Raw genomic sequence first — 19,492 nt, forward strand, 5'->3', positions numbered from 1 at the left:
AGAAATGAAAAAAGCGCTTCTGGTGGTCAGTTTTGGCACCAGCTATCACGATACCTGCGAAAAAAATATTGTCGCCTGCGAGCGGGAACTGGCGGCCAGCTGCCCCGACCGCACTCCGTTTCGTGCTTTCACCTCAGGGATGATTATCCGCAAGCTCAGGCAGCGCGACGCGATCGAGATTGATACGCCGCTGCAGGCGCTACAGAGGCTGGCCGAGCAGGGCTATCAGGATGTGGCGGTTCAGTCGCTGCACATTATCAACGGCGATGAATACGAAAAAGTTGTTCGCGAGGTACAGAGCATGCGCCCGCTGTTTGCCCGCCTGACGCTGGGGACGCCGCTGTTGAGTAGCCACCGCGATTATGCGCAGCTGATGCTGGCGCTGCTCCAGCAGATGCCGAAGCTGGCGGCGAGTGAAAAGGTGGTGTTTATGGGCCACGGCGCCAGCCATCACGCCTTCGCCGCCTACGCCTGTCTCGACCATATGATGACGGCGCAGCGCTTTCCGGCCCGGGTTGGCGCGGTGGAGAGCTATCCGGAAGTCGATGTCCTTATTGAAAGCCTGCGCCAGGAGGGGGTCACCGCCGTGCATCTGATGCCCCTGATGCTGGTGGCTGGCGATCATGCCATCAACGACATGGCTTCTGACGAAGAGGACTCGTGGAAAACGCGGTTCAATGCCGCCGGTATTCCGGCCACGCCGTGGCTTAGCGGGTTGGGAGAAAACCCGGCGGTGCGCGCGATGTTCGTCGCCCACCTGCAGCAGGCGCTGAATCTGGCGATGGAGGAGGCGGCATGAGCGGCAAACTGTACGCCTTGAGCACCGGGCCGGGAGCTGCCGATCTGATCACCGTTCGCGCGTCGCGCATTCTCGGCAAGCTGGATATCCTCTACGCCCCGGCCGGGCGCAAAGGTGGAGACAGCCTTGCGCTGTCGATCGTCCGGGAATACCTCGGCGAACAAACCGAAGTGCGCTGCTGCCATTTCCCCATGAGCGCCGACAGCGCTGAGAAAGAGTCCGTCTGGAACGACGTAGCCGCCGCCCTGGTTCAGGAAGTCGAGGCGGGTAAGCAGGTCGGATTTATTACCCTTGGCGACGCCATGCTGTTTAGCACTTGGGTCTTCCTGCTCCAGCGAATCGGCAGTCGGGAATGGCTGGAAATTGTTCCCGGCGTAACCTCATTTGCCGCCATCGCCGCCCGTTCGCAAACGCCGCTGGCTATGGAGCAGCAGTCGCTGGCCGTTGTCTCCTGCACCGCGCCGGAAGCGGAGATTGAGCGGGCGCTACGGCAGCACGATAGCCTGGTATTGATGAAGGTATACGGCCGCTTTGCGCAAATCAAAGCGCTGCTGATCGGGACCGGCCTGCTGGATTCGGCGCTGATGATGTCCGAGGCCACGCTGCCGGGCGAACGGTGCTGGCGCCGCCTGAGCGACGTGAGCGACGACCAGCCGCTGCCTTATTTCTCGACCATTTTGGTCAACAAACAGTGGGAGTATGCGGAATGAAACTTGAACAACAGCTAAAACAGCTGTCTTTCAGCGGACTGGCTGCGGCGCTATTGCTGATGATTGTCCCTGAGAAGGCGTTCGCGATGCACATTATGGAGGGTTTCCTGCCGCCGATGTGGGCGCTGGCGTGGTGGCTGCTGTTTTTACCCTGCCTGTGGTACGGGCTGGTGCGCCTGCGCCGTATCGTCCAGCAGGACCATAATCAGAAGGTGCTGCTGGCCCTGTGCGGCGCGTTTATTTTCGTTCTGTCAGCGCTTAAAATTCCGTCGGTGACCGGCAGCTGCTCGCATCCGACCGGCGTTGGCCTGGCGGTGATTCTCTTTGGGCCGGGCGTAGTGGCGATCCTTGGGGCTATAGTCCTGCTGTTCCAGGCGCTTCTGCTGGCGCACGGCGGGCTGACGACGCTGGGCGCTAACGGTATGTCGATGGCGGTGATTGGGCCGGTCGTCGGCTACCTGGTGTGGAAGCTGGCCAGCCGCGCCGGGTTCCGTCGCGACGTCTGCGTTTTTCTTTGCGCCATGCTGGCGGATCTGGTGACCTATTTTGTCACCTCGGTCCAGCTGGGGGTGGCGTTCCCGGACCCCGCCACGGGCGCGACTGGCTCGATCGTCAAGTTCATGGGGATCTTCTGCCTGACGCAGATCCCGATCGCCATCGCCGAAGGGCTGTTAACCGTGATGATCTACGACCAGTTGACCAAACGTCAGCTGATTACCGCACAAGGACATTAAAATGAAAAAGATGCTGATACTGTTGGCGATGGTGGTTGCGCTGGTGATCCTGCCGTTCTTTATCGATCATGGCGGCGAGTTCGGCGGCTCGGACGGCGAGGCCGAGAGCCAGATTCAGGTTGTCGCTCCGCACTATGAGCCCTGGTTCCAGCCGCTGTATGAGCCGGCAAGCGGTGAAATTGAAAGCCTGCTGTTTACGCTGCAGGGGTCGCTGGGCGCGGCGGTCATTTTCTACATTTTAGGCTATAGCAAAGGCAGACAGCGCCGTGATGACCGGGTTTGACAGGTTAAGCTATCAAAGCCGCTGGTTCCACGTTGCGCCTGAGCGTAAGTTCTTGTTTTGGCTTCTTATTATGGTTATGGCCTTTACCCTGCCTCCGCTGGGACAGGGTATTGAACTGCTGCTTATCGCCGGGCTGACCTGCCGGTTGCTGCGGGTCACCTTCTGGCGCTGGTGCCGCTGGATTGCCCTGCCGTTTGGCTTTTTAGCCGTAGGGGTCGTGACGATTTTGTTCAGCGTAAGCCGCGATCCGCAGACCCTGCTGGTGAGCCTGCCGCTGGGAGACTACTGGCTGGGGATCGCCGCCTCCGGGCTGAACACCGCCAATGAAACCTTCTGGCGCAGCCTCGCCGCGCTGGCGTCAACGCTGTGGCTGGTGCTGAACCTACCGTTTCCCCAGCTGATTGTGCTGCTTAAGCGGGCGCGGGTACCGCGGCTGCTGACCGAGCAAATCCTGCTGACCTGGCGCTTTATTTTTATTTTGTTTGATGAGGCGCTGGCCATTCATCGCGCGCAGACGCTGCGCTTTGGCTACCGTAGCCTGCCGCAGGGCTATCGCTCGCTGGCAATGCTGGTCGGGTTGCTGTTTACCCGCGTGCTCATTCGCTATCAGCAAATGAGCGCCACGCTGGATATAAAATTGTATCAGGGTGATTTTCACCTCTAAGGAAAAGCATGCTTGCCACGACAGATCTCTGGTTCCGTTATCAGGATGAACAGGTACTCAAGGGGCTGACGCTGGATTTTTCCCAACATTCCGTGACCGGCCTGGTGGGCGCGAACGGCTGCGGAAAATCGACGTTGTTTATGAACCTGAGCGGCCTGCTGCGGCCGCAAAAAGGGGCGGTGTTGTGGCAAGGAAAGCCGCTGGAGTATAGCAAGCGGGCGTTGCTGGCGCTGCGCCAGCAGGTCGCCACCGTTTTTCAGGATCCGGAACAGCAAATTTTCTATACCGATATCGATAGCGACATCGCCTTTAGCCTGCGTAATTTAGGCGTGGCGGAAGCCGAGATTGCCCGGCGCGTGGACGATGCGCTCACGCTGGTCGATGCCCGGCATTTTCGCCATCAGCCGATTCAGTGCCTGAGCCACGGGCAGAAAAAGCGGGTGGCGATTGCCGGAGCTCTGGTGCTGCAGGCGCGCTATCTTCTGCTGGATGAGCCTACGGCGGGCCTCGATCCCGCCGGGCGGACGCAGATGATCGCCATCATTAAGCGGATCGTCGCCCAGGGAAACCATGTGGTGATCTCCAGCCACGATATCGATCTGATTTATGAAGTGAGCGATGTCGTGTATGTTCTGCGCCGCGGGGAAGTGCTGGCGTACGATGAGCCGGGGGCCGTTTTTTCCCGTACGGAGCTGATTGCCGAGGCCGGGCTAACCCAGCCGTGGCTGGTGAAGCTGCATGCCCGGCTAGGGCTGCCGCTGTGTAAAACAGAAGATGAGTTTTTCATCCGAATGCGACAGAACGCGATAAAGGAGGCCTTATGACGCAGGCAATCATGTTGCAAGGTACGGCATCCGACGTGGGTAAAAGCGTGCTGGTGGCGGGGCTGTGCAGAATTTTTTATCAGGATGGCCTGCGTACCGCGCCGTTTAAATCGCAGAATATGGCGCTGAACTCCGGCATCACGCCGGAAGGCAAAGAGATGGGGCGGGCGCAGATATTTCAGGCCGAAGCGGCGGGTATCGCGCCGGATGTGCGCATGAACCCGATACTGTTAAAGCCGACCAGCGATCTCAACGCGCAGGTGGTGCTGATGGGAAAAGTGGCGACCCATATGGATGCGGTGAGCTACCACGAGTACAAGCCGCGCCTGCGCGAGCAGATCCTTGAAGTTTACCGCAGCCTGGCGCAGGAGTATGAGGTGCTGGTTCTTGAGGGCGCCGGCAGCCCGGCGGAGATCAACCTGCGCGATCGCGATATCGTCAATATGGGCATGGCGGAGATGGCGCAGTGTCCGGTGATCCTCGTCGCCGACATCGACAGAGGTGGCGTGTTCGCCGCAATCTACGGAACGCTGGCGCTGCTTGAGGAGCAGGAGCGCGCCAGGGTGAAAGGGGTGATCATCAATAAATTCCGCGGCGATGCGGCGCTGCTGTACTCGGGAATCGAACAGATTGAAGCTTTGACCGGCGTTCCCGTGCTGGGGGTGATGCCGTGGCTGGAGGTCGATCTGGAAGATGAAGATAGCGTGGCGTTGCAGAAAGGGAAATATCTGAGCACCGCGAAGCGGGAGATCGACATTGCGATCGTTCAGCTGCCGCATACTTCCAACTTTACCGATTTCAACGCGCTGGCGGCGCAGCCGGACGTCCGCGTGCGCTACGTTCGTTATCCCCAGGATTTGACGGCGAGCGATCTGGTGATTCTGCCCGGCAGCAAAAATACGCTGGGCGATCTGCAGTGGCTGCGCGAAAGCGGGATGGAGCAGGGCGTGCTGCAGGCGCATCAGCAGGGGATACCAGTGCTGGGGATCTGCGGCGGCTACCAGATGCTTGGCGAGATCATCATCGATGAAGTGGAGTCCGGCCTGGGAAGGTTGCCCGGCCTGGGGCTGCTCAATACCGTGACGCAGTTTGCCCGCCATAAAACCACGACGCTGGTTGAGGCGACGATGGCGGCCGCGCTCCCTGGCTGGCTGGCGGGCGCTTCCGCTCTGCGCGTGCGCGGCTATGAAATTCATATGGGTGAAACGACCCGGCAAGGCGATTGCCAGCCGCTGGTGCATCTGGAAAAAGAGGGGCGGCCGGTGGCGGACGGGGCGACGACGGACGACGGGCTGGCGTTTGGTACCTACCTGCACGGCCTGTTCGACAGCGATGATTTCACCCGCGCGCTGGTCAACGGCCTGCGTCAACGTAAAGGCCTGGAGGCGCTGGATACCACGCTCCACTACGCGCGGTATAAATCACAGCAGTTCGATATTCTGGCCGACGCAATGCGACAACATATTGATATTGAAAAAATTTACCACATTATGCAGCAGCATCAGGAGCCATCATGCTGATTCTGGTCACCGGCGGCGCGCGCAGCGGCAAAAGCCGTCACGCCGAAGCGCTGATCGCCGGCTCACCGCAGGTTTTATATATCGCCACCTCGCAGATTTTTGATGAGGAGATGGCCGCGAGGATCCAGCACCATCGCGACGGCAGGCCGGCGCACTGGCGCACAGCCGAGCGCTGGCAGCAGCTTGATGAGCTGATTACGCCGCACAACGACCCTGCGGAAGCTATTTTGCTGGAGTGTATCACCACGATGGTGACCAACCTGCTGTTTGCGATCGGCGGCGATGCCGACCCCGACGGCTGGGACTACGCGGCGATGGAGCGGACGATCGACGACGAGATCCGCGCGCTGATTGCGGCCTGTCAACGCTGCCCGGCGACGGTAGTGCTGGTCACCAATGAAGTCGGGATGGGGATCGTGCCGGAAAATCGTCTCGCGCGCCATTTTCGCGATATTGCCGGACGGGTTAACCAGCGTCTTGCGGCCGCGGCGGATGAGGTCTGGCTGGTGGTATCTGGTATTGGAGTCAAAATTAAATGATCAAATTATTCTGCGCAACGCTCTCTTTTATTAGCCGCCTGCCGGTGCCCGCGCGCTGGTCGCAGGGGCTGGATATTGAGCAGTACGTCCGCGGGATTGTCACTTTTCCGCTGGTCGGCGCGCTGCTGGGACTGCTGAGCGGCGCGGTATTTATTGCGCTTCAGGCCTGGTGCGGGATCCCGCTGGCGGCGCTGTTTGCCGTGCTGGCGCTGGCGCTGCTGACCGGCGGCTTCCACCTCGACGGGCTGGCCGATACCTGCGATGGGGTGTTTTCCGCCCGACGCCGCGAACGCATGTTGGAAATTATGCGCGACAGCCGGCTAGGGACTCACGGCGGGCTGGCGCTGATTTTTGTGCTGCTGGCGAAGGTGCTGGTGGTCAGCGAACTGGCATTGCGCGGAACGCCGATGCTGGCGGCGCTGGCGGCAGCCTGCGCGGTAGGGCGGGGGACCAGCGTGCTGCTGATGTACCGCCATCGCTATGCCCGGGAAGAGGGGCTGGGCAACCTGTTCATCGGCAAGGTGAGCGGGCGACAAACCTGCGTAACCCTGGGTTTAGCGGTCATTCTGGCCGCCGTGCTGTTGCCGGGCATGCGCGGAGTGGCGGCGCTGGCGGCTACCGCGGCGGCGATTTTCATTCTCGGTCAGCTCTTAAAGCGAACCCTCGGTGGGCAAACCGGCGATACGCTGGGAGCGGCGATTGAACTTGGCGAACTGATCTTCCTGCTGGCTCTGCTGTGAGCCGGCCACTACCACGAGAACTCTTATGCAGAATTTATCTTCAATACTGCGCGCCATTCCCCCTGTGGATGAGGCGGCGATGGCGGGTGCCCGGCGGCATATTGATGGCCTGCTGAAGCCGCCCGGCAGTCTTGGCCGCCTGGAAGCGCTGGCGGTACAGCTGGCGGGGATGCCGGGGCTTAACGGCGTACCGCACGTCGACAAGAAAGCGATACTGGTCATGTGCGCCGATCACGGCGTCTGGGACGAAGGCGTCGCCATCTCGCCGAAGGCGGTCACCGCCATTCAGGCGGAAAATATGACGCGCGGGACTACCGGCGTCTGCGTGCTGGCGGCGCAGGCGGGCGCGAAAGTTCACGTGATTGACGTGGGCATTGACGCCGAACCGGTTCCCGGCGTGGTGAATATGCGGGTTGCGCGCGGCTGCGGTAATATCGCCAGCGGCCCGGCGATGAGCCGTACCCAAGCCGCAGAGCTGCTGCTGGAGGTGATTCGCTATACCCGCAAGCTGGCGGAAAGCGGCGTGACGCTGTTTGGCGTCGGAGAGCTGGGAATGGCTAACACGACCCCCGCGGCGGCGATCGTTAGCGTGCTGAGCGGCAGCGATGCCGAAGAGGTGGTGGGGATTGGGGCCAACCTACCGCTGACAAAGGTGGGCAATAAGGTGGCGGTGGTGCGGCGGGCGATTGCCGTCAACCGACCTGATCCGCACGACGGAATCGACGTGCTGGCAAAAATTGGCGGTTTCGATCTGGTGGGAATGGCCGGCGTGATGCTCGGGGCGGCATCCTGCGGATTGCCGGTGCTGCTGGACGGCTTTCTCTCATACTCCGCGGCGCTGGCGGCGTGCCGGTTAGCGCCGGAAATTAAGCCGTACCTGATCCCGTCGCACTATTCGGCGGAGAAGGGCGCGCGGATTGCGCTGGCGCATCTGGAGATGGAGCCGTATCTGAATATGGGGATGCGTTTAGGTGAAGGCAGCGGCGCGGCGCTGGCGATGCCGATTGTTGAGGCCGCCTGCGCCATGTATCGCGACATGGGCCAGCTGGCTGCCAGCAATATCGTCCTGCCGCAGCATTAGGCGCGTGCGCAAGGAAGCGCAGAAACAAAAAAACACCCGGAAGGGTGTTTATTGTGTTGGTTGCGGGGGCCGGATTTGAACCGACGACCTTCGGGTTATGAGCCCGACGAGCTACCAGGCTGCTCCACCCCGCGTCCGTCTTTACTCTTCATCGAGTAAACTTTGCATCAGATTTTAATTGGTTGCGGGGGCCGGATTTGAACCGACGACCTTCGGGTTATGAGCCCGACGAGCTACCAGGCTGCTCCACCCCGCGTCCGTCTTTACTCTTCCATCGAGTAAAGCTTACTTCTCTGATTTTAATTGGTTGCGGGGGCCGGATTTGAACCGACGACCTTCGGGTTATGAGCCCGACGAGCTACCAGGCTGCTCCACCCCGCGTCCGTGGATGCGCACTATACTCTGCTAACGTTTTGATGCAACCCTTTTTCAGCTAAATCGATAATTTTGTAATGAATGATGTATAAAACACCGTTTTTAGCGCGTTTTTTAGCCGATTTTGTATTTGTGCCGCTTTATCGCATTTCAATAGCCCTGGCGGTTTGTTATCTTCCCTCATCACGAACCGGTACTACGCGGCAAAAGAAGAGATACCATGAAAGGATGTTGGGCAAAGTATGTGGCAACCGGAGCAGTGCTGGCGATGCTAGCCGGCTGTTCCTCGAAACCGACCGATCGCGGTCAGCAGTATAATGAAGGAAAGCTCACCCAGCCGTTTTCACTGGTTAACCAACCTGATGCGGTCGGCACGCCAATTAACGCGGGCGACTTCTCCGAACAGGTCAGGCAGATCCGCAGCGCCTCTCCGCGCCTCTATAATAGCCAGAGCAACGTCTATAACTCCCTGCAGCAGTGGCTAAGCGCCGGCGGCGATACCCGCACGCTGAGCCAGTACGGCATTGATGCCTGGCAGATGCAGGGCGCCGATAGCTACGGCAACGTGCAGTTTACCGGCTACTATACCCCGGTGGTGCAGGCGCGCCACACCCGCCAGGGTGAGTTCCAGTATCCTATTTACCGCATGCCGCCGAAGCGCGGCAAGCTTCCGTCCCGCGCCAGCATCTACGCCGGCGGGCTGAGCGATAGCTATATCCTGGCCTACAGCAATTCGCTGATGGACAACTTCATTATGGATGTCCAGGGCAGCGGCTATATCGATTTTGGCGACGGCTCGCCGCTGAACTTCTTCAGCTATGCCGGGAAGAACGGCTGGTCGTATCGCAGTATCGGCAAGGTGCTTATCGATCGCGGCGAAGTAAAGAAAGAAGATATGTCGATGCAGGCGATCCGCGAATGGGGTGAAACCCATAGCGAAGCCGAAGTGCGCGCGCTGCTCGAAGAGAACCCGTCTTTCGTCTTCTTTAAACCGCAATCCTTCGCTCCGGTGAAAGGCGCCAGCGCGGTACCGCTGATTGGCCGCGCGTCGGTCGCCTCTGACCGCAGCATTATTCCGCCGGGAACCACCCTGCTGGCGGAAGTCCCGCTGCTGGATAATAAAGGCAAGTTTAACGGTCAGTACGAGCTGCGCCTGATGGTTGCGCTGGACGTCGGCGGCGCGATTAAAGGCCAGCACTTCGATATCTATCAGGGTATCGGTGCGGATGCCGGGCATCGTGCGGGCTGGTATAACCACTATGGCCGCGTTTGGGTGCTGAAAAACGCCCCGGGCACGGGCAACGTCTTTAGCGGCTAACACTCCTTTCTCCGCTTCTCCGACGGCACGCGCGCGTCGGGAAAGCGGCCATTTTATTCTGAGGTTATATGTCTGTTGTAATTAGCGACGCCTGGCGCCAGCGTTTTGGCGGGACGGCGCGTTTGTATGGTGAATCAGCGCTGCAGTGTTTTGCCGACGCGCACGTCTGCGTGGTTGGCATCGGCGGCGTCGGCTCCTGGGCCGCAGAAGCGCTGGCACGAACCGGGATTGGCGCCATTACCCTTATCGATATGGACGACGTCTGCGTCACCAACACCAACCGGCAGATTCATGCCCTGGGCGGCAACGTCGGGCTGGCGAAAGCCGAGGTGATGGCGGAGCGTATCCGGCTGATCAACCCTGAATGTCAGGTGACGGTGATTGACGATTTCGTGACGCCGGAGAACGTGGCCGAATATATGGGCGCGGGCTTCAGCTACGTGATTGACGCTATCGATAGCGTGCGGCCGAAGGCGGCGTTAATTGCGTACTGCCGTCGCTATAAGGTGCCGCTGGTGACTACCGGCGGCGCGGGTGGGCAAATTGACCCGACCCAGATTCAGGTGGCGGACCTGGCGAAAACGATTCAGGATCCGCTGGCGGCGAAGCTGCGCGAGCGCCTGAAGGGCCAGTTCGGGGTGGTCAAAAACAGTAAGGGCAAGCTCGGCGTCGACTGCGTGTTCTCGACCGAGGCGCTGGTTTATCCCCAGGCCGACGGCAGCGTATGTGCGATGAAAAGCAGCGCGGAAGGCCCCAAACGAATGGACTGCGCGTCGGGCTTTGGGGCGGCAACGATGGTTACCGCCACCTTTGGCTTTGTCGCCGTATCGCATGCGCTGAAGAAGATGCTGGCGAAAGCCGAGCGTCAGGGCCAGGCGCTTTAGCTCGGGTTAAGCCTCGCGGGCCGCGGCAAGCACCGCGGCGCCCAGCGCGGCGAGGCCCTGGCCGCGAGAGGCGCTAAGCTGCGCGCGCAGCCCCAGCTCGTCGAACAGCGCCAGCGGATTGCGCGCCTGCAGCTCGGCGGCACTTTTCCCCTCAACGGCCGTCAGTAGCACGGCCAGCAGGCCGCGAACGATCCGCCCCTCGCTGTCGCCAAAGAAATGCAGCCGACCGTCGCGCACGCTATACCCCAGCCAGACGCGGTTTTCACAGCCGGCAATCTCCGTCGTGCGGGCTTTAACCTCGTCCGCCAGCGGCGGCAGCTTTTTGCCTAACACAATCAGCTGGCGGTACTTATCTTCCCACTGGCTCAGCGGGGCGAAGGTTTGCCGCAGCGTCGCTTCAGTGATGGCGGTGCCAAACGGATGGTTCTGCGGGTTGGGAGTCGTCATTAGTCCACCAAAATTTCCAGAGCGCGGTCAACGGCATGCACCAGCGCGTAAACGTCATCCTGGGTATTATAAGGCGCAAACGAGGCGCGCAGGGTGCCGCTAACGCCAAGAGCCGCCAGCAGCGGCTGGGCGCAGTGCTGCCCGGCGCGAAGCGCGATGCCGGACTCCGCCAGCAGCGTCACCATATCGCCGTGGTGCACGCCGGCGAAATCAAATGCCAGCAGGCTTGAGCTTTGGCAGCGGAAGGAGCGGAAGCCCGGACGTTTCGCCAGCTCGTCTTCAGCCAGCGTCGCCAGGCTGCGGCTCCAGCTTTCGGCCTGGGCGATATCGGTCTCCTGCAGCCACTCCAGGGTCGCGCTCAGGCCGATGACGCCGGCGACGTTTGGCGTGCCGGCCTCCAGCCGATAGGGTACGGGCTGGGTTTTAAACCCGTCGAACGTGACTTCGGTAATCATTTTACCGCCGCCGAGCCACGGCGACATGGCGTTCAGCAGCTCGCTTTTACCGTACAGCGCGCCAATCCCCGTCGGGCCGTACAGCTTATGGCCGGAGAAGGCGTAAAAGTCGATATCCAGATTCCGGACGTCGGCCGGGAAATGCACCGCGCCCTGCGCGCCGTCGACCATCACCACCATTCCGGCCTCGTGCGCGAGGCGGATCGCCAGCGCCAGATCCGGGCAGCCGCCGGTCACGTTAGACATCTGGCCAATGGCCAGCACCCGGCTGCGCGGCGTGATCAGGGAGGGCAGGCTCGCCACGTCAGGCAGGCGATCGGCGCCGATGGGCAGCTTCACCACCCGGGCGCCGGTTTGCTCGGCCACCATCAGCCAGGGAACCAGATTGGCGTGATGTTCCGCTTCGCTGACGATGATTTCGTCGCCGGGCCGCAGGCGCGGGCGAACGTAGCTCTGCGCCACCATGTTAATGGCTTCGGTGGTGCCGCGGGTCCAGACGATATCTTTGCCCGACGGCGCGTTAAGCAGCGCCGCGACGCGCTCGCGGGCGTCTTCATAACGTTCGGTCAGGCGCTGGGCGGCGGCAAACTGGCTGCGGTGCACGTTGCCGGCGCTGAGGCGATAGAACCGATCGCTGGCCTCGATGGTGGCCAGCGGCTTTAGCGCCGTCGCCGCGCTATCAAGGTAAACGCCGGCATCGGCCAGAGCCGGAAACTGCGCGCGAAACTGAGCGGGATTGAATGCGTTCATGGAGCTCCTCGTTGCAATCCGACGATCGTCGCGCAATTTATCCGTCAGGGCAAGGCTGACAAGCACCGGATAAGGAAGAGAGGGGAAATTCAGGGCAAAAAAAAGCACCGCGCGTTGCGGTGCTACATTAAATCACTATGGACAGACAGGGTAAATGTACAGGAAGTGAAAAGGGGGTAGCTTAGCCACCATGGTCCGCAAAGACAGACCAATTGCAAACACAACAACACAACATCACAACCGTAAGCCAAAAGCTTGTTGGAACACGCATTCCAAAAAAAGCTCTTCGTTCCGGCTCAGGAAGTGCGGCCACTATAGGTATTTGCTGGTAGAACCTCAACGGACAAATTATAATGGCTCAGATAAAAAAAACTAATAGGTTAAACGTTGTTTCCTGTTTGTTAAATTGCCTTAACATCTAAGCCAGAATAACCATGTCAAAGCGATTACCACCTCTGAATGCATTACGTGTTTTTGATGCAGCCGCACGTCATTTAAGCTTCACTCGCGCAGCCGATGAGCTTTTTGTGACCCAGGCCGCAGTAAGTCACCAAATCAAGTCACTAGAGGACTTTCTTGGGCTGAAGCTGTTTCGGCGGCGCAATCGATCGCTGCTGCTGACGGAAGAGGGCCAGAGCTATTTCCAGGATATTAAAGATATTTTTTCGCAGCTGACGGAGGCGACGCGTAAACTGCAGGCGCGAAGCGCAAAAGGGGCGTTAACGGTCAGCCTGTTGCCCAGTTTTGCGATTCAGTGGCTGGTCCCGCGCCTTTCAAGCTTTAACTCAGCTTATCCGGGAATTGACGTCAGAATCCAGGCGGTGGACCGTCAGGAGGACAAGCTGGCGGATGACGTTGACGTGGCGATTTTCTACGGTCGCGGCAACTGGCCGGGGCTGCGCGTCGAAAAACTGTACGCCGAGTATCTGCTGCCGGTTTGCTCGCCGGTGCTGCTGACCGGTGACAAAGCGTTGAAAACGCCTGCGGATCTGGCGCAACATACGCTATTGCACGATGCTTCCCGTCGCGACTGGCAAACTTATACCCGCCAGCTGGGTCTAAGCCATATTAACGTCCAGCAGGGGCCGATTTTCAGCCACAGCGCAATGGTGCTGCAGGCGGCCATTCACGGACAGGGGGTCGCGCTCGCCAATAACGTGATGTCCCAGTCCGAAATTGAAGCCGGCCGTCTGGTCTGTCCGTTTAATGATGTTCTGGTCAGTAAAAATGCCTTTTATCTGGTTTGTCATGACAGTCAGGCTGAACTGGGTAAAATAGCCGCCTTCCGGCAGTGGATACTGGCGAAAGCGGCAAGTGAACAAGAAAAATTTCGCTTTCGTTACGAACAATAAATGATTGTAGGGTAATAACATGACCAGCCGTTTTATGCTGATATTCGCCGCGATAAGCGGTTTTATCTTTGTTGCTCTGGGCGCCTTCGGCGCGCACGTGTTAAGCCGGTCGCTGGGCGTTGCGGAAATGGGCTGGATCCATACCGGCCTTGAGTACCAGGCCTTCCATACGCTGGCCATTTTTGGCCTGGCGGTGGCGATGCAGCGCCGCATCAGCATCTGGTTTTACTGGAGCAGCGTCTTTATGGCGCTGGGTACCGTTTTTTTCAGCGGCAGCCTTTACTGCCTGGCGCTGTCGCATTTACGCCTGTGGGCGTTCGTTACGCCGGTGGGAGGCGTCAGCTTCCTCGCCGGTTGGGTCTTAATGTTAATTGGTGCAATTCGTCTGAAACGTAAGGGCGTTGTTCATGAATAAGGTTGTCCTCTATTGTCGCCCCGGGTTTGAGAAGGAGTGCGCAGCAGAAATTACCGATAAGGCATCCCGCCTTGAGGTGTTTGGTTTTGCCCGCGTGAAAGATAACGCCGGGTACGTGATTTTTGAATGCTATCAGATGGAAGATGGCGACAAGCTGGCGCGCGAGCTGCCGTTCAGCTCGCTGGTCTTTGCCCGTCAGATGTTTGTGGTCGGCGAACTGCTGCGCGACCTGCCGCCGGAAGATCGCATCACGCCGATTGTCGGCATGCTGCAGGGCGTGGTGGAGAAGGGCGGTGACCTGCGGGTGGAAGTGGCCGATACCAATGAAAGCAAAGAGCTGATGAAGTTCTGCCGTAAGTTTACGGTTCCGCTGCGCGCGGCCCTGCGTGAAGCGGGCGTGCTGACCAGCTACGAAACCACGAAGCGTCCGGTGGTGCACGTATTCTTTATCGCTCCGGGCTGCTGCTATACCGGCTACTCCTACTCCAACAACAACTCCCCGTTCTATATGGGGATCCCGCGGCTTAAATTCCCTGCCGATGCGCCGAGCCGCTCTACGCTGAAGCTGGAAGAGGCGTTCCACGTCTTTATCCCGGCCGATGAGTGGGACGAGCGCCTGGGCAACGGCATGTATGCGGTGGATCTTGGCGCCTGTCCCGGCGGCTGGACCTATCAGCTGGTGAAGCGCAACATGTGGGTTTCGTCGGTCGATAACGGCCCGATGGCGCAGAGCCTGATGGATACCGGACAGGTGACCTGGCTGCGTGAAGACGGTTTCCGCTACCGCCCGACCCGAAGCAACATCTCATGGATGGTGTGCGACATGGTGGAAAAACCGGCTAAGGTTGCGGCGCTGATGGCGCAGTGGCTGGTCAACGGCTGGTGCCGCGAGACTATCTTCAACCTGAAGCTGCCGATGAAAAAGCGCTATGAAGAGCTGTCGCGCAATCTGGCCTACATCCAGGAGCAGTTGGATGAGCACGGCATTAATGCGCAGATTCAGGCGCGCCAGCTGTATCACGATCGTGAAGAAGTGACCGTTCATATTCGCCGCCTGTGGGCTGCGGTTGGCGGTCGTCGCGACGAGCGCTAATTTGGCCTCGTATCCCGGGTAGCAGCACCGCTATCCGGGCTCTCCTCTCCCTTCTCCTGCCGGCTATTTTGCCGCGATGGGCTCATCAGAAATGATGTGCGTCACGTCATCGAGATGGCCAATGCTGGCCTCGCCCGAGCGATTAAACTTACTCTTATCGATCAGCAGCAGGGACTGCGCCGCCCGCTTGAGCAGCAGGGACTTGAACTCGGCGTTAACCGTATTTGAATCCCAAAGCGCGCCGTTGCTGTCGATACCCTCGCAGGAAAAAACGAACAGATCTATCTCCAGCGATCGGAGCTGCGGGATAAGCGAAGCGCTGACGTAGCAGCCGTATTTACGCTGCAGGGTGCCGCCGGAGCAGGTGAGCTGGATATGCTCGCGCTTGCTGAGCTCCTGGCAGATGGGCTGGCTGTTGGTAAACACGTGCAGGTTGACGTCCGGGAGCTGGCGGGCCAGATACCAGCAGGTGGAGCTGGCGTCGAGGGCGATAACCATCCCTTCTTCTATCCAGGCAAGGGCCTCGCGGGCGATATCGGCTTTGTGGGCATAGTGGCTTTTGAGGCGGATGTGGAACGGATCGCCGCTGTCCTGGCTCTGGCGATGAATGATTTTGACACGCCCGTGGTTACGCAGCACTTTGCCCTGCGACTGCAGCTCGCTGAGGTCGCGACGAATCGTCTCTTTACTGACCGCAAGCTGCAGCGATAGGGCTTCAGTCGTCAGGCTGCTGTGGTTGATCAGCAGGTCTATTATCGCCTGCTGGCGTGCCGCTTTCATATTCTCTCACCCTGTCAGTCAATAAGCGCCCGCATCAGGCGGGCGCTCCGGCATGAGATTACGGCGTTACTCCTTTTTTTAAAAGAATATTCCCGTACTTCGCGCGCTCCCCTGTGATAACGATCGCAAAGGCTTTTTGCGCCCGCTCGTAGAACGCAAAGCGATCGATGCGGATGACTTCCGGGCACGGCGACTGCCGGGAGAGCGCATCGCGATAGCGGCGCTCAACGTCGGGGTCGAGCGCGTCGCCCGCCACCGCCGCCATCATCACCAGCGGCGGCGCGTAGCCGTCGAGCTCAAACAGCGGCGCGATCGCCTGCAGGAGATCGCTGACCTGCAGGCCGTCGGCGCGAATGACCTGCGGCCCCATACTGTGGGCCGGGAAGTGGGCGTCGGAAAAAATAATTTCATCCCCGTGGCCCATCTCGGCCAGGATCTTAAGCAGCTCGGGGGAGATGAGTGGCGAGATAGTTTTTAGCATGTCATACCTCATCTATCAGTTCAGGTTCGGTTTGTGGATAAAAGTAGCGGTACCGGTAGTGCATCTGGGCTCTGGCCTGTTCCGGGCTGACAAACTCGCCGGCGCCGAACCAGCCGTACATCGCCGCGCCAGCAACGGTGGTTTCCGCGTCATCGAGGACCTTAACCGGCAGATCCAGCGCGTTGGCTTTAATTTGATTCCACAGCGCGTTACGGCTGCCGCCGCCCACCAGCAGGAGCTCGCTGGCCTTAAAGCCGCCGATTTGCTCCAGGGTGCGCAGCTGGCTCTGCAGCTGGGCGGTTAAGCCCTCCAGTGCGGCGCGATAAAAATGGCCGCGGGTGGTATTCAGCGTTACGCCCTGCCAGCCCGCGTCCCGGCAGGCCAGCAGATCGCACTGCATCTTCACGCCATCGGCACCGGCGGGAATGTGGCGTGCTTCCTCAATCAGCGTGTGCCACGGCGTCTCCGGCGTCCACAGCAGCTGGCGCACCCACTCCAGCACGCCGGACGCCAGCCACTGCATCCCGGGGTTGGTCAGGCCGGGCTGGCTGTCCAGCTCGCAGGTTGAGCCGGGGTACTGGCTCAGTAGCGGGGTGTTAACCTCGGCGCTACGTACCATCAGAATTTCCCAGGTGCCGGAGGAGAGCACCGGTTCGTCCTGCTGGGCGCCGGCGCCAAACAGCGCGAACTGCGTATCGTGCCCGGCGGAGAAAACCGGTATCCCGACGGGGAGCTGCAGCAGCGCGGCGGCGTCGGGCTGAAGGGTGCCTATTTTGTCTCCCGCCTCCACCAGCCGCGGGAACAGCCGGCGCGGGATCCCCGCCGCCTGCAGGATCTCGGGGCTAAACTCGCGCTGGTGAATATCCAGCATCTGGCCGGTACCCGCCATGGTGATATCGGTGGTGAACTCGCCGGTTAAGCGGTGGTTGATAAGCGATGAGATAAACAGCCAGGCGCGCGCCTTTTCCAGCAGCTGCGGGTGGTTCTCTTTCAGCCATACCAGCTTATATAAGGTATTAAAGCTGAAGGCCCCGACGCCGGAGATCTCTTGCAGCCGCTGGGCTGGCATTATTCTACCGATATCGCGCATCACCGCCGCGGTGCGCGGGCATTTCCAGCTGATCGTCGGGTAGAGCAGAGCGCCGCGCTCGTCGACCAGCGCGCCATCGACGCCAAAGGTGGTGACCGTAATCCCGCGAATGCGGCAGGCGGCGAGCTCCGCCGCGAGCGTCTGGCAGCAGCTGGCGAAGCGCTGGAGGATCGCCTCCAGAGACCACTGGTGCCAGGCGCTGTTTTCCGCCGCGACGTCGCTGGCGTTGGGGGTCGACGCGCGGGCGACAATCTTCCCCTGCCGATCGACTGCGATGGCCCGGACGTTGGTTGCCCCGCAATCGAGGACCAGAATAACCTCTTGTTTCATCATTGCTCCTGAAACAAAAAAGCCCTTTCGTGATGAAAGGGCGGAACGTATTAACGTTTGTACAGCGGGCCATAGTTCTGGCAGGCACGGTAGTCCTGACCTTCGGTATCCATCCCGTGTGCTGACCAGGTTGAAGGACGATAGATTTTCGTCTCTTCCACGTTATGCATGCAGACCGGAATACGCAGCATGGAGGCGAGGGTGATAAAGTCCGCGCCGACGTGGCCAATGGTCAGCACGCCGTGGTTTGCCCCCCAGTTCGCCATCACCGAATAGACGTCACAGAACGGGCCCTTGCCGGTCAGACGCGGCGCAAACCAGGTGGTTGGCCAGGTGGAGTTGGTGCGCGCATCCAGCTGGTCGTGCATCTCTTTCGGCAGCTCGACGCTCCAGCCTTCGGCGATTTGCAGGACCGGCCCGAGGCCTTTAATGATGTTCACCCGGGTCATGGTAAAGGGGACGCCGCCTTCGGTGAGGAAGCGCGAGGAGAAGCCGCCGCCGCGGAAATACTCGTGGATCGCCGGGCACCACTCGGTGGCCGCGAGGCAGGCGTCGGCCTCCTGCTGCGAGATTTCCCAGTGCGGTTTCATGGTCGGGTTGCCGGCGGCATCGCGCTGTTTACAGGAGCCGTCCAGCGCCGCAGAGCCGGAGTTGATCAGGTGGATAATGCCGTGCTGCGCCAGCCCGGTAAGCGGCTGACCCGTCACCCGTTCAACCGCATCCGCTGACCAGTAGGTCCGGACGTCGGCAAAGATCTGGGCGGTGCCGGTGAGCTGGTGACCCAGCAGCATTGCCACCCCGTTGAGGCTGTCATTTTCGGTCGCGACAACCAGCGGCTCGCGCACCCCGTTCCAGTCAAACGAGCTGTTCAGCAGCGCCTCGGCGGTATCGCCGTTCGGGTATTGATCGGTCCAGTGGCGCTGGCCCTGGAAACCGGCGGCAATGGCGTTATAGCCCAGCGACTCCTCTGTCAGGCCCTTCTCCGCCAGCTTCGCGTTGCCCTGCATCATGTCGCGAATGCAGATAGCCATCAGCAGGCTCTCTTTCAGAACCGCCCGGCTCTGCTCGGCATTGCGTTTGTACTGCTGTGCGTTCTGGTCCTCGCCGTAGCGGAAGTTTTTATCCGCCCACGCCAGCGCCATCTCCAGCTCCACCTCATCATAGATTTTCTGGTCGATGCGCCGACGCAGCTCGGTCATATCGACCGCCTGCACCTTCATGCCGAGCCAGGATTCGAAGAAGTTATGATCGACGATGGAGCCGGCAATCCCCATGGATACGCCGCCGACGGAGAGATAGCTTTTGCCCTTCATGGCGGCAACCGCCAGCCCGGCGCGGGTGAAGCGCAGCAGCTTTTCTTCGACGTCCGCAGGGATCGAGCTGTCGTCCGCGTCCTGAACGTCATGACCATAGATCGAGAAGGCCGGAATGCCCTTCTGGCTGTGGGCGGCCAGCGCGGCGGCGAGATAGACCGCCCCCGGGCGCTCGGTGCCGTTAAAACCCCAAATGGCTTTCGGGCGCATCGGGTCCATATCGATGGTTTCGCTGCCGTAGCACCAGCAGGGGGTGACGGTAATGGTCACGCCGACGTTGTGGCGGCTAAACTTCTCTTCGCAGGCAGCGGACTCCGCCATACCGGCGATGCAGGTATCCGCAATGACGCACTCGATCTGCGCGCCACAGGCGTGGCGAAGCTTTTCGCCGATAAGCGCAGCTGTGGCCTGCGCCATGCTCATGGTCTGCTCTTCCAGCGACTCGCGTACGCCCATGCGACGTCCGTCAATCACCGGGCGAATGCCTATTTTCGGTAAGCTGATTTTTTTCATTC

At 60.2% G+C, this 19,492-nt stretch carries 21 protein-coding genes and 3 tRNA genes; 15 read left to right on the forward strand and 9 right to left on the reverse strand.

The window, feature by feature from the left end; all coding sequences use genetic code 11:
- Window positions 1-4: 4 nt before the first annotated feature.
- The 10 genes from GVK32_RS04185 to cobT are packed head-to-tail and all read left to right on the forward strand — an operon-like array spanning window position 5 to window position 7,894.
- On the forward strand, window positions 5-799 hold the full coding sequence (locus GVK32_RS04185) for a sirohydrochlorin cobaltochelatase (RefSeq protein ID WP_159865489.1): 795 nt from the start codon (window positions 5-7) through the stop codon (window positions 797-799).
- Window positions 796-1,509, forward strand: a complete 714-nt coding sequence (locus GVK32_RS04190) for a cobalt-factor II C(20)-methyltransferase (protein ID WP_095098761.1) — start codon at window positions 796-798, stop codon at window positions 1,507-1,509. The genes GVK32_RS04185 and GVK32_RS04190 overlap by 4 nt, the downstream gene beginning before the upstream one ends.
- Window positions 1,506-2,243 carry a cobalt ECF transporter S component CbiM gene (cbiM, locus tag GVK32_RS04195; RefSeq protein ID WP_159865492.1) on the forward strand — a complete coding sequence of 246 codons (738 nt, stop codon included), beginning with the start codon at window positions 1,506-1,508 and terminating at the stop codon, window positions 2,241-2,243. Before GVK32_RS04190 ends, cbiM begins: the two co-directional genes overlap by 4 nt.
- 1 nt (window position 2,244) lies before the next feature.
- On the forward strand, window positions 2,245-2,526 hold the full coding sequence (locus GVK32_RS04200) for an energy-coupling factor ABC transporter substrate-binding protein (protein WP_095098756.1): 282 nt from the start codon (window positions 2,245-2,247) through the stop codon (window positions 2,524-2,526).
- Complete coding sequence (locus GVK32_RS04205) at window positions 2,513-3,190, forward strand: energy-coupling factor ABC transporter transmembrane protein (RefSeq protein ID WP_159865765.1); 678 nt, start codon at window positions 2,513-2,515, stop codon at window positions 3,188-3,190. The genes GVK32_RS04200 and GVK32_RS04205 overlap by 14 nt, the downstream gene beginning before the upstream one ends.
- A gap of 8 nt (window positions 3,191-3,198) precedes the next feature.
- The gene (locus GVK32_RS04210; protein WP_095098750.1) at window positions 3,199-4,014 is read left to right on the forward strand and encodes an energy-coupling factor ABC transporter ATP-binding protein; all 816 of its coding nucleotides are present in this window, start codon (window positions 3,199-3,201) and stop codon (window positions 4,012-4,014) included.
- On the forward strand, window positions 4,011-5,534 hold the full coding sequence (locus GVK32_RS04215) for a cobyric acid synthase (protein WP_159865495.1): 1,524 nt from the start codon (window positions 4,011-4,013) through the stop codon (window positions 5,532-5,534). The genes GVK32_RS04210 and GVK32_RS04215 overlap by 4 nt, the downstream gene beginning before the upstream one ends.
- Complete coding sequence (gene cobU / locus GVK32_RS04220; protein ID WP_159865498.1) at window positions 5,528-6,073, forward strand: bifunctional adenosylcobinamide kinase/adenosylcobinamide-phosphate guanylyltransferase; 546 nt, start codon at window positions 5,528-5,530, stop codon at window positions 6,071-6,073. The genes GVK32_RS04215 and cobU overlap by 7 nt, the downstream gene beginning before the upstream one ends.
- On the forward strand, window positions 6,070-6,813 hold the full coding sequence (cobS, locus tag GVK32_RS04225; RefSeq protein ID WP_095098740.1) for an adenosylcobinamide-GDP ribazoletransferase: 744 nt from the start codon (window positions 6,070-6,072) through the stop codon (window positions 6,811-6,813). Before cobU ends, cobS begins: the two co-directional genes overlap by 4 nt.
- Window positions 6,814-6,838: 25 nt before the next feature.
- A complete protein-coding gene (cobT, locus tag GVK32_RS04230; protein ID WP_159865501.1) occupies window positions 6,839-7,894 on the forward strand; it encodes a nicotinate-nucleotide--dimethylbenzimidazole phosphoribosyltransferase in 1,056 nt (351 codons plus the stop codon).
- Window positions 7,895-7,951: 57 nt separating this feature from the next.
- Here cobT and GVK32_RS04235 read toward each other — a convergent pair.
- The 3 genes from GVK32_RS04235 to GVK32_RS04245 form a co-directional block, all read right to left on the reverse strand.
- Window positions 7,952-8,028, reverse strand: a tRNA-Met gene (locus GVK32_RS04235).
- A 45-nt stretch (window positions 8,029-8,073) separates the two neighbouring features.
- Window positions 8,074-8,150 (reverse strand) — tRNA-Met (locus GVK32_RS04240).
- 48 nt (window positions 8,151-8,198) lie between these two features.
- A tRNA-Met gene (locus GVK32_RS04245) sits at window positions 8,199-8,275 on the reverse strand.
- A gap of 214 nt (window positions 8,276-8,489) precedes the next feature.
- Between GVK32_RS04245 and mltA the strand changes: the two genes are divergently transcribed.
- On the forward strand, window positions 8,490-9,587 hold the full coding sequence (gene mltA, locus GVK32_RS04250) for a murein transglycosylase A (RefSeq protein ID WP_123708653.1): 1,098 nt from the start codon (window positions 8,490-8,492) through the stop codon (window positions 9,585-9,587).
- A 68-nt stretch (window positions 9,588-9,655) separates the two neighbouring features.
- Window positions 9,656-10,471: a tRNA cyclic N6-threonylcarbamoyladenosine(37) synthase TcdA gene (gene tcdA, locus GVK32_RS04255; RefSeq protein ID WP_159865504.1), complete on the forward strand. Its 816-nt coding sequence runs from the start codon at window positions 9,656-9,658 to the stop codon at window positions 10,469-10,471.
- A 6-nt stretch (window positions 10,472-10,477) separates the two neighbouring features.
- Here tcdA and csdE read toward each other — a convergent pair whose 3' ends face one another.
- Both csdE and csdA read right to left on the reverse strand, forming a co-directional pair.
- A complete protein-coding gene (gene csdE, locus GVK32_RS04260; protein WP_159865507.1) occupies window positions 10,478-10,918 on the reverse strand; it encodes a cysteine desulfurase sulfur acceptor subunit CsdE in 441 nt (146 codons plus the stop codon).
- The gene (csdA, locus tag GVK32_RS04265) at window positions 10,918-12,123 is read right to left on the reverse strand and encodes a cysteine desulfurase CsdA (protein WP_159865510.1); all 1,206 of its coding nucleotides are present in this window, start codon (window positions 12,121-12,123) and stop codon (window positions 10,918-10,920) included. The genes csdE and csdA overlap by 1 nt, the downstream gene beginning before the upstream one ends.
- Before the next feature lie 434 nt (window positions 12,124-12,557).
- Here csdA and gcvA point away from each other — a divergent pair, with 434 nt between their 5' ends.
- The 3 genes from gcvA to rlmM are packed head-to-tail and all read left to right on the forward strand — an operon-like array spanning window position 12,558 to window position 14,983.
- A complete protein-coding gene (gene gcvA / locus GVK32_RS04270) occupies window positions 12,558-13,475 on the forward strand; it encodes a glycine cleavage system transcriptional regulator GcvA (protein ID WP_041147012.1) in 918 nt (305 codons plus the stop codon).
- 19 nt (window positions 13,476-13,494) lie between these two features.
- On the forward strand, window positions 13,495-13,890 hold the full coding sequence (locus GVK32_RS04275; protein ID WP_159865513.1) for a DUF423 domain-containing protein: 396 nt from the start codon (window positions 13,495-13,497) through the stop codon (window positions 13,888-13,890).
- Window positions 13,883-14,983 carry a 23S rRNA (cytidine(2498)-2'-O)-methyltransferase RlmM gene (gene rlmM, locus GVK32_RS04280; protein WP_128877315.1) on the forward strand — a complete coding sequence of 367 codons (1,101 nt, stop codon included), beginning with the start codon at window positions 13,883-13,885 and terminating at the stop codon, window positions 14,981-14,983. Before GVK32_RS04275 ends, rlmM begins: the two co-directional genes overlap by 8 nt.
- 63 nt (window positions 14,984-15,046) lie before the next feature.
- Here the strand turns inward: rlmM and fucR are convergent, their stop codons facing one another.
- From fucR to fucI, 4 genes are read right to left on the reverse strand one after another with little or no spacing between them, the layout of a single operon-like run.
- Window positions 15,047-15,763 carry an L-fucose operon activator gene (gene fucR / locus GVK32_RS04285; RefSeq protein ID WP_041147009.1) on the reverse strand — a complete coding sequence of 239 codons (717 nt, stop codon included), beginning with the start codon at window positions 15,761-15,763 and terminating at the stop codon, window positions 15,047-15,049.
- 58 nt (window positions 15,764-15,821) lie between these two features.
- A complete protein-coding gene (gene fucU / locus GVK32_RS04290) occupies window positions 15,822-16,244 on the reverse strand; it encodes an L-fucose mutarotase (protein ID WP_123708648.1) in 423 nt (140 codons plus the stop codon).
- Window position 16,245: 1 nt separating this feature from the next.
- Window positions 16,246-17,664, reverse strand: coding sequence for an L-fuculokinase (gene fucK, locus GVK32_RS04295; protein ID WP_159865516.1), 1,419 nt, complete (start codon window positions 17,662-17,664; stop codon window positions 16,246-16,248).
- Between the two features lie 50 nt (window positions 17,665-17,714).
- Window positions 17,715-19,490, reverse strand: coding sequence for an L-fucose isomerase (fucI, locus tag GVK32_RS04300; RefSeq protein WP_159865519.1), 1,776 nt, complete (start codon window positions 19,488-19,490; stop codon window positions 17,715-17,717).
- Between the last annotated feature and the right edge of the window lie 2 nt (window positions 19,491-19,492).

Origin of the sequence: Klebsiella sp. 18074, from assembly GCF_902705905.1 — a bacterium.
Lineage (GTDB): Bacteria > Pseudomonadota > Gammaproteobacteria > Enterobacterales > Enterobacteriaceae > Klebsiella > Klebsiella terrigena.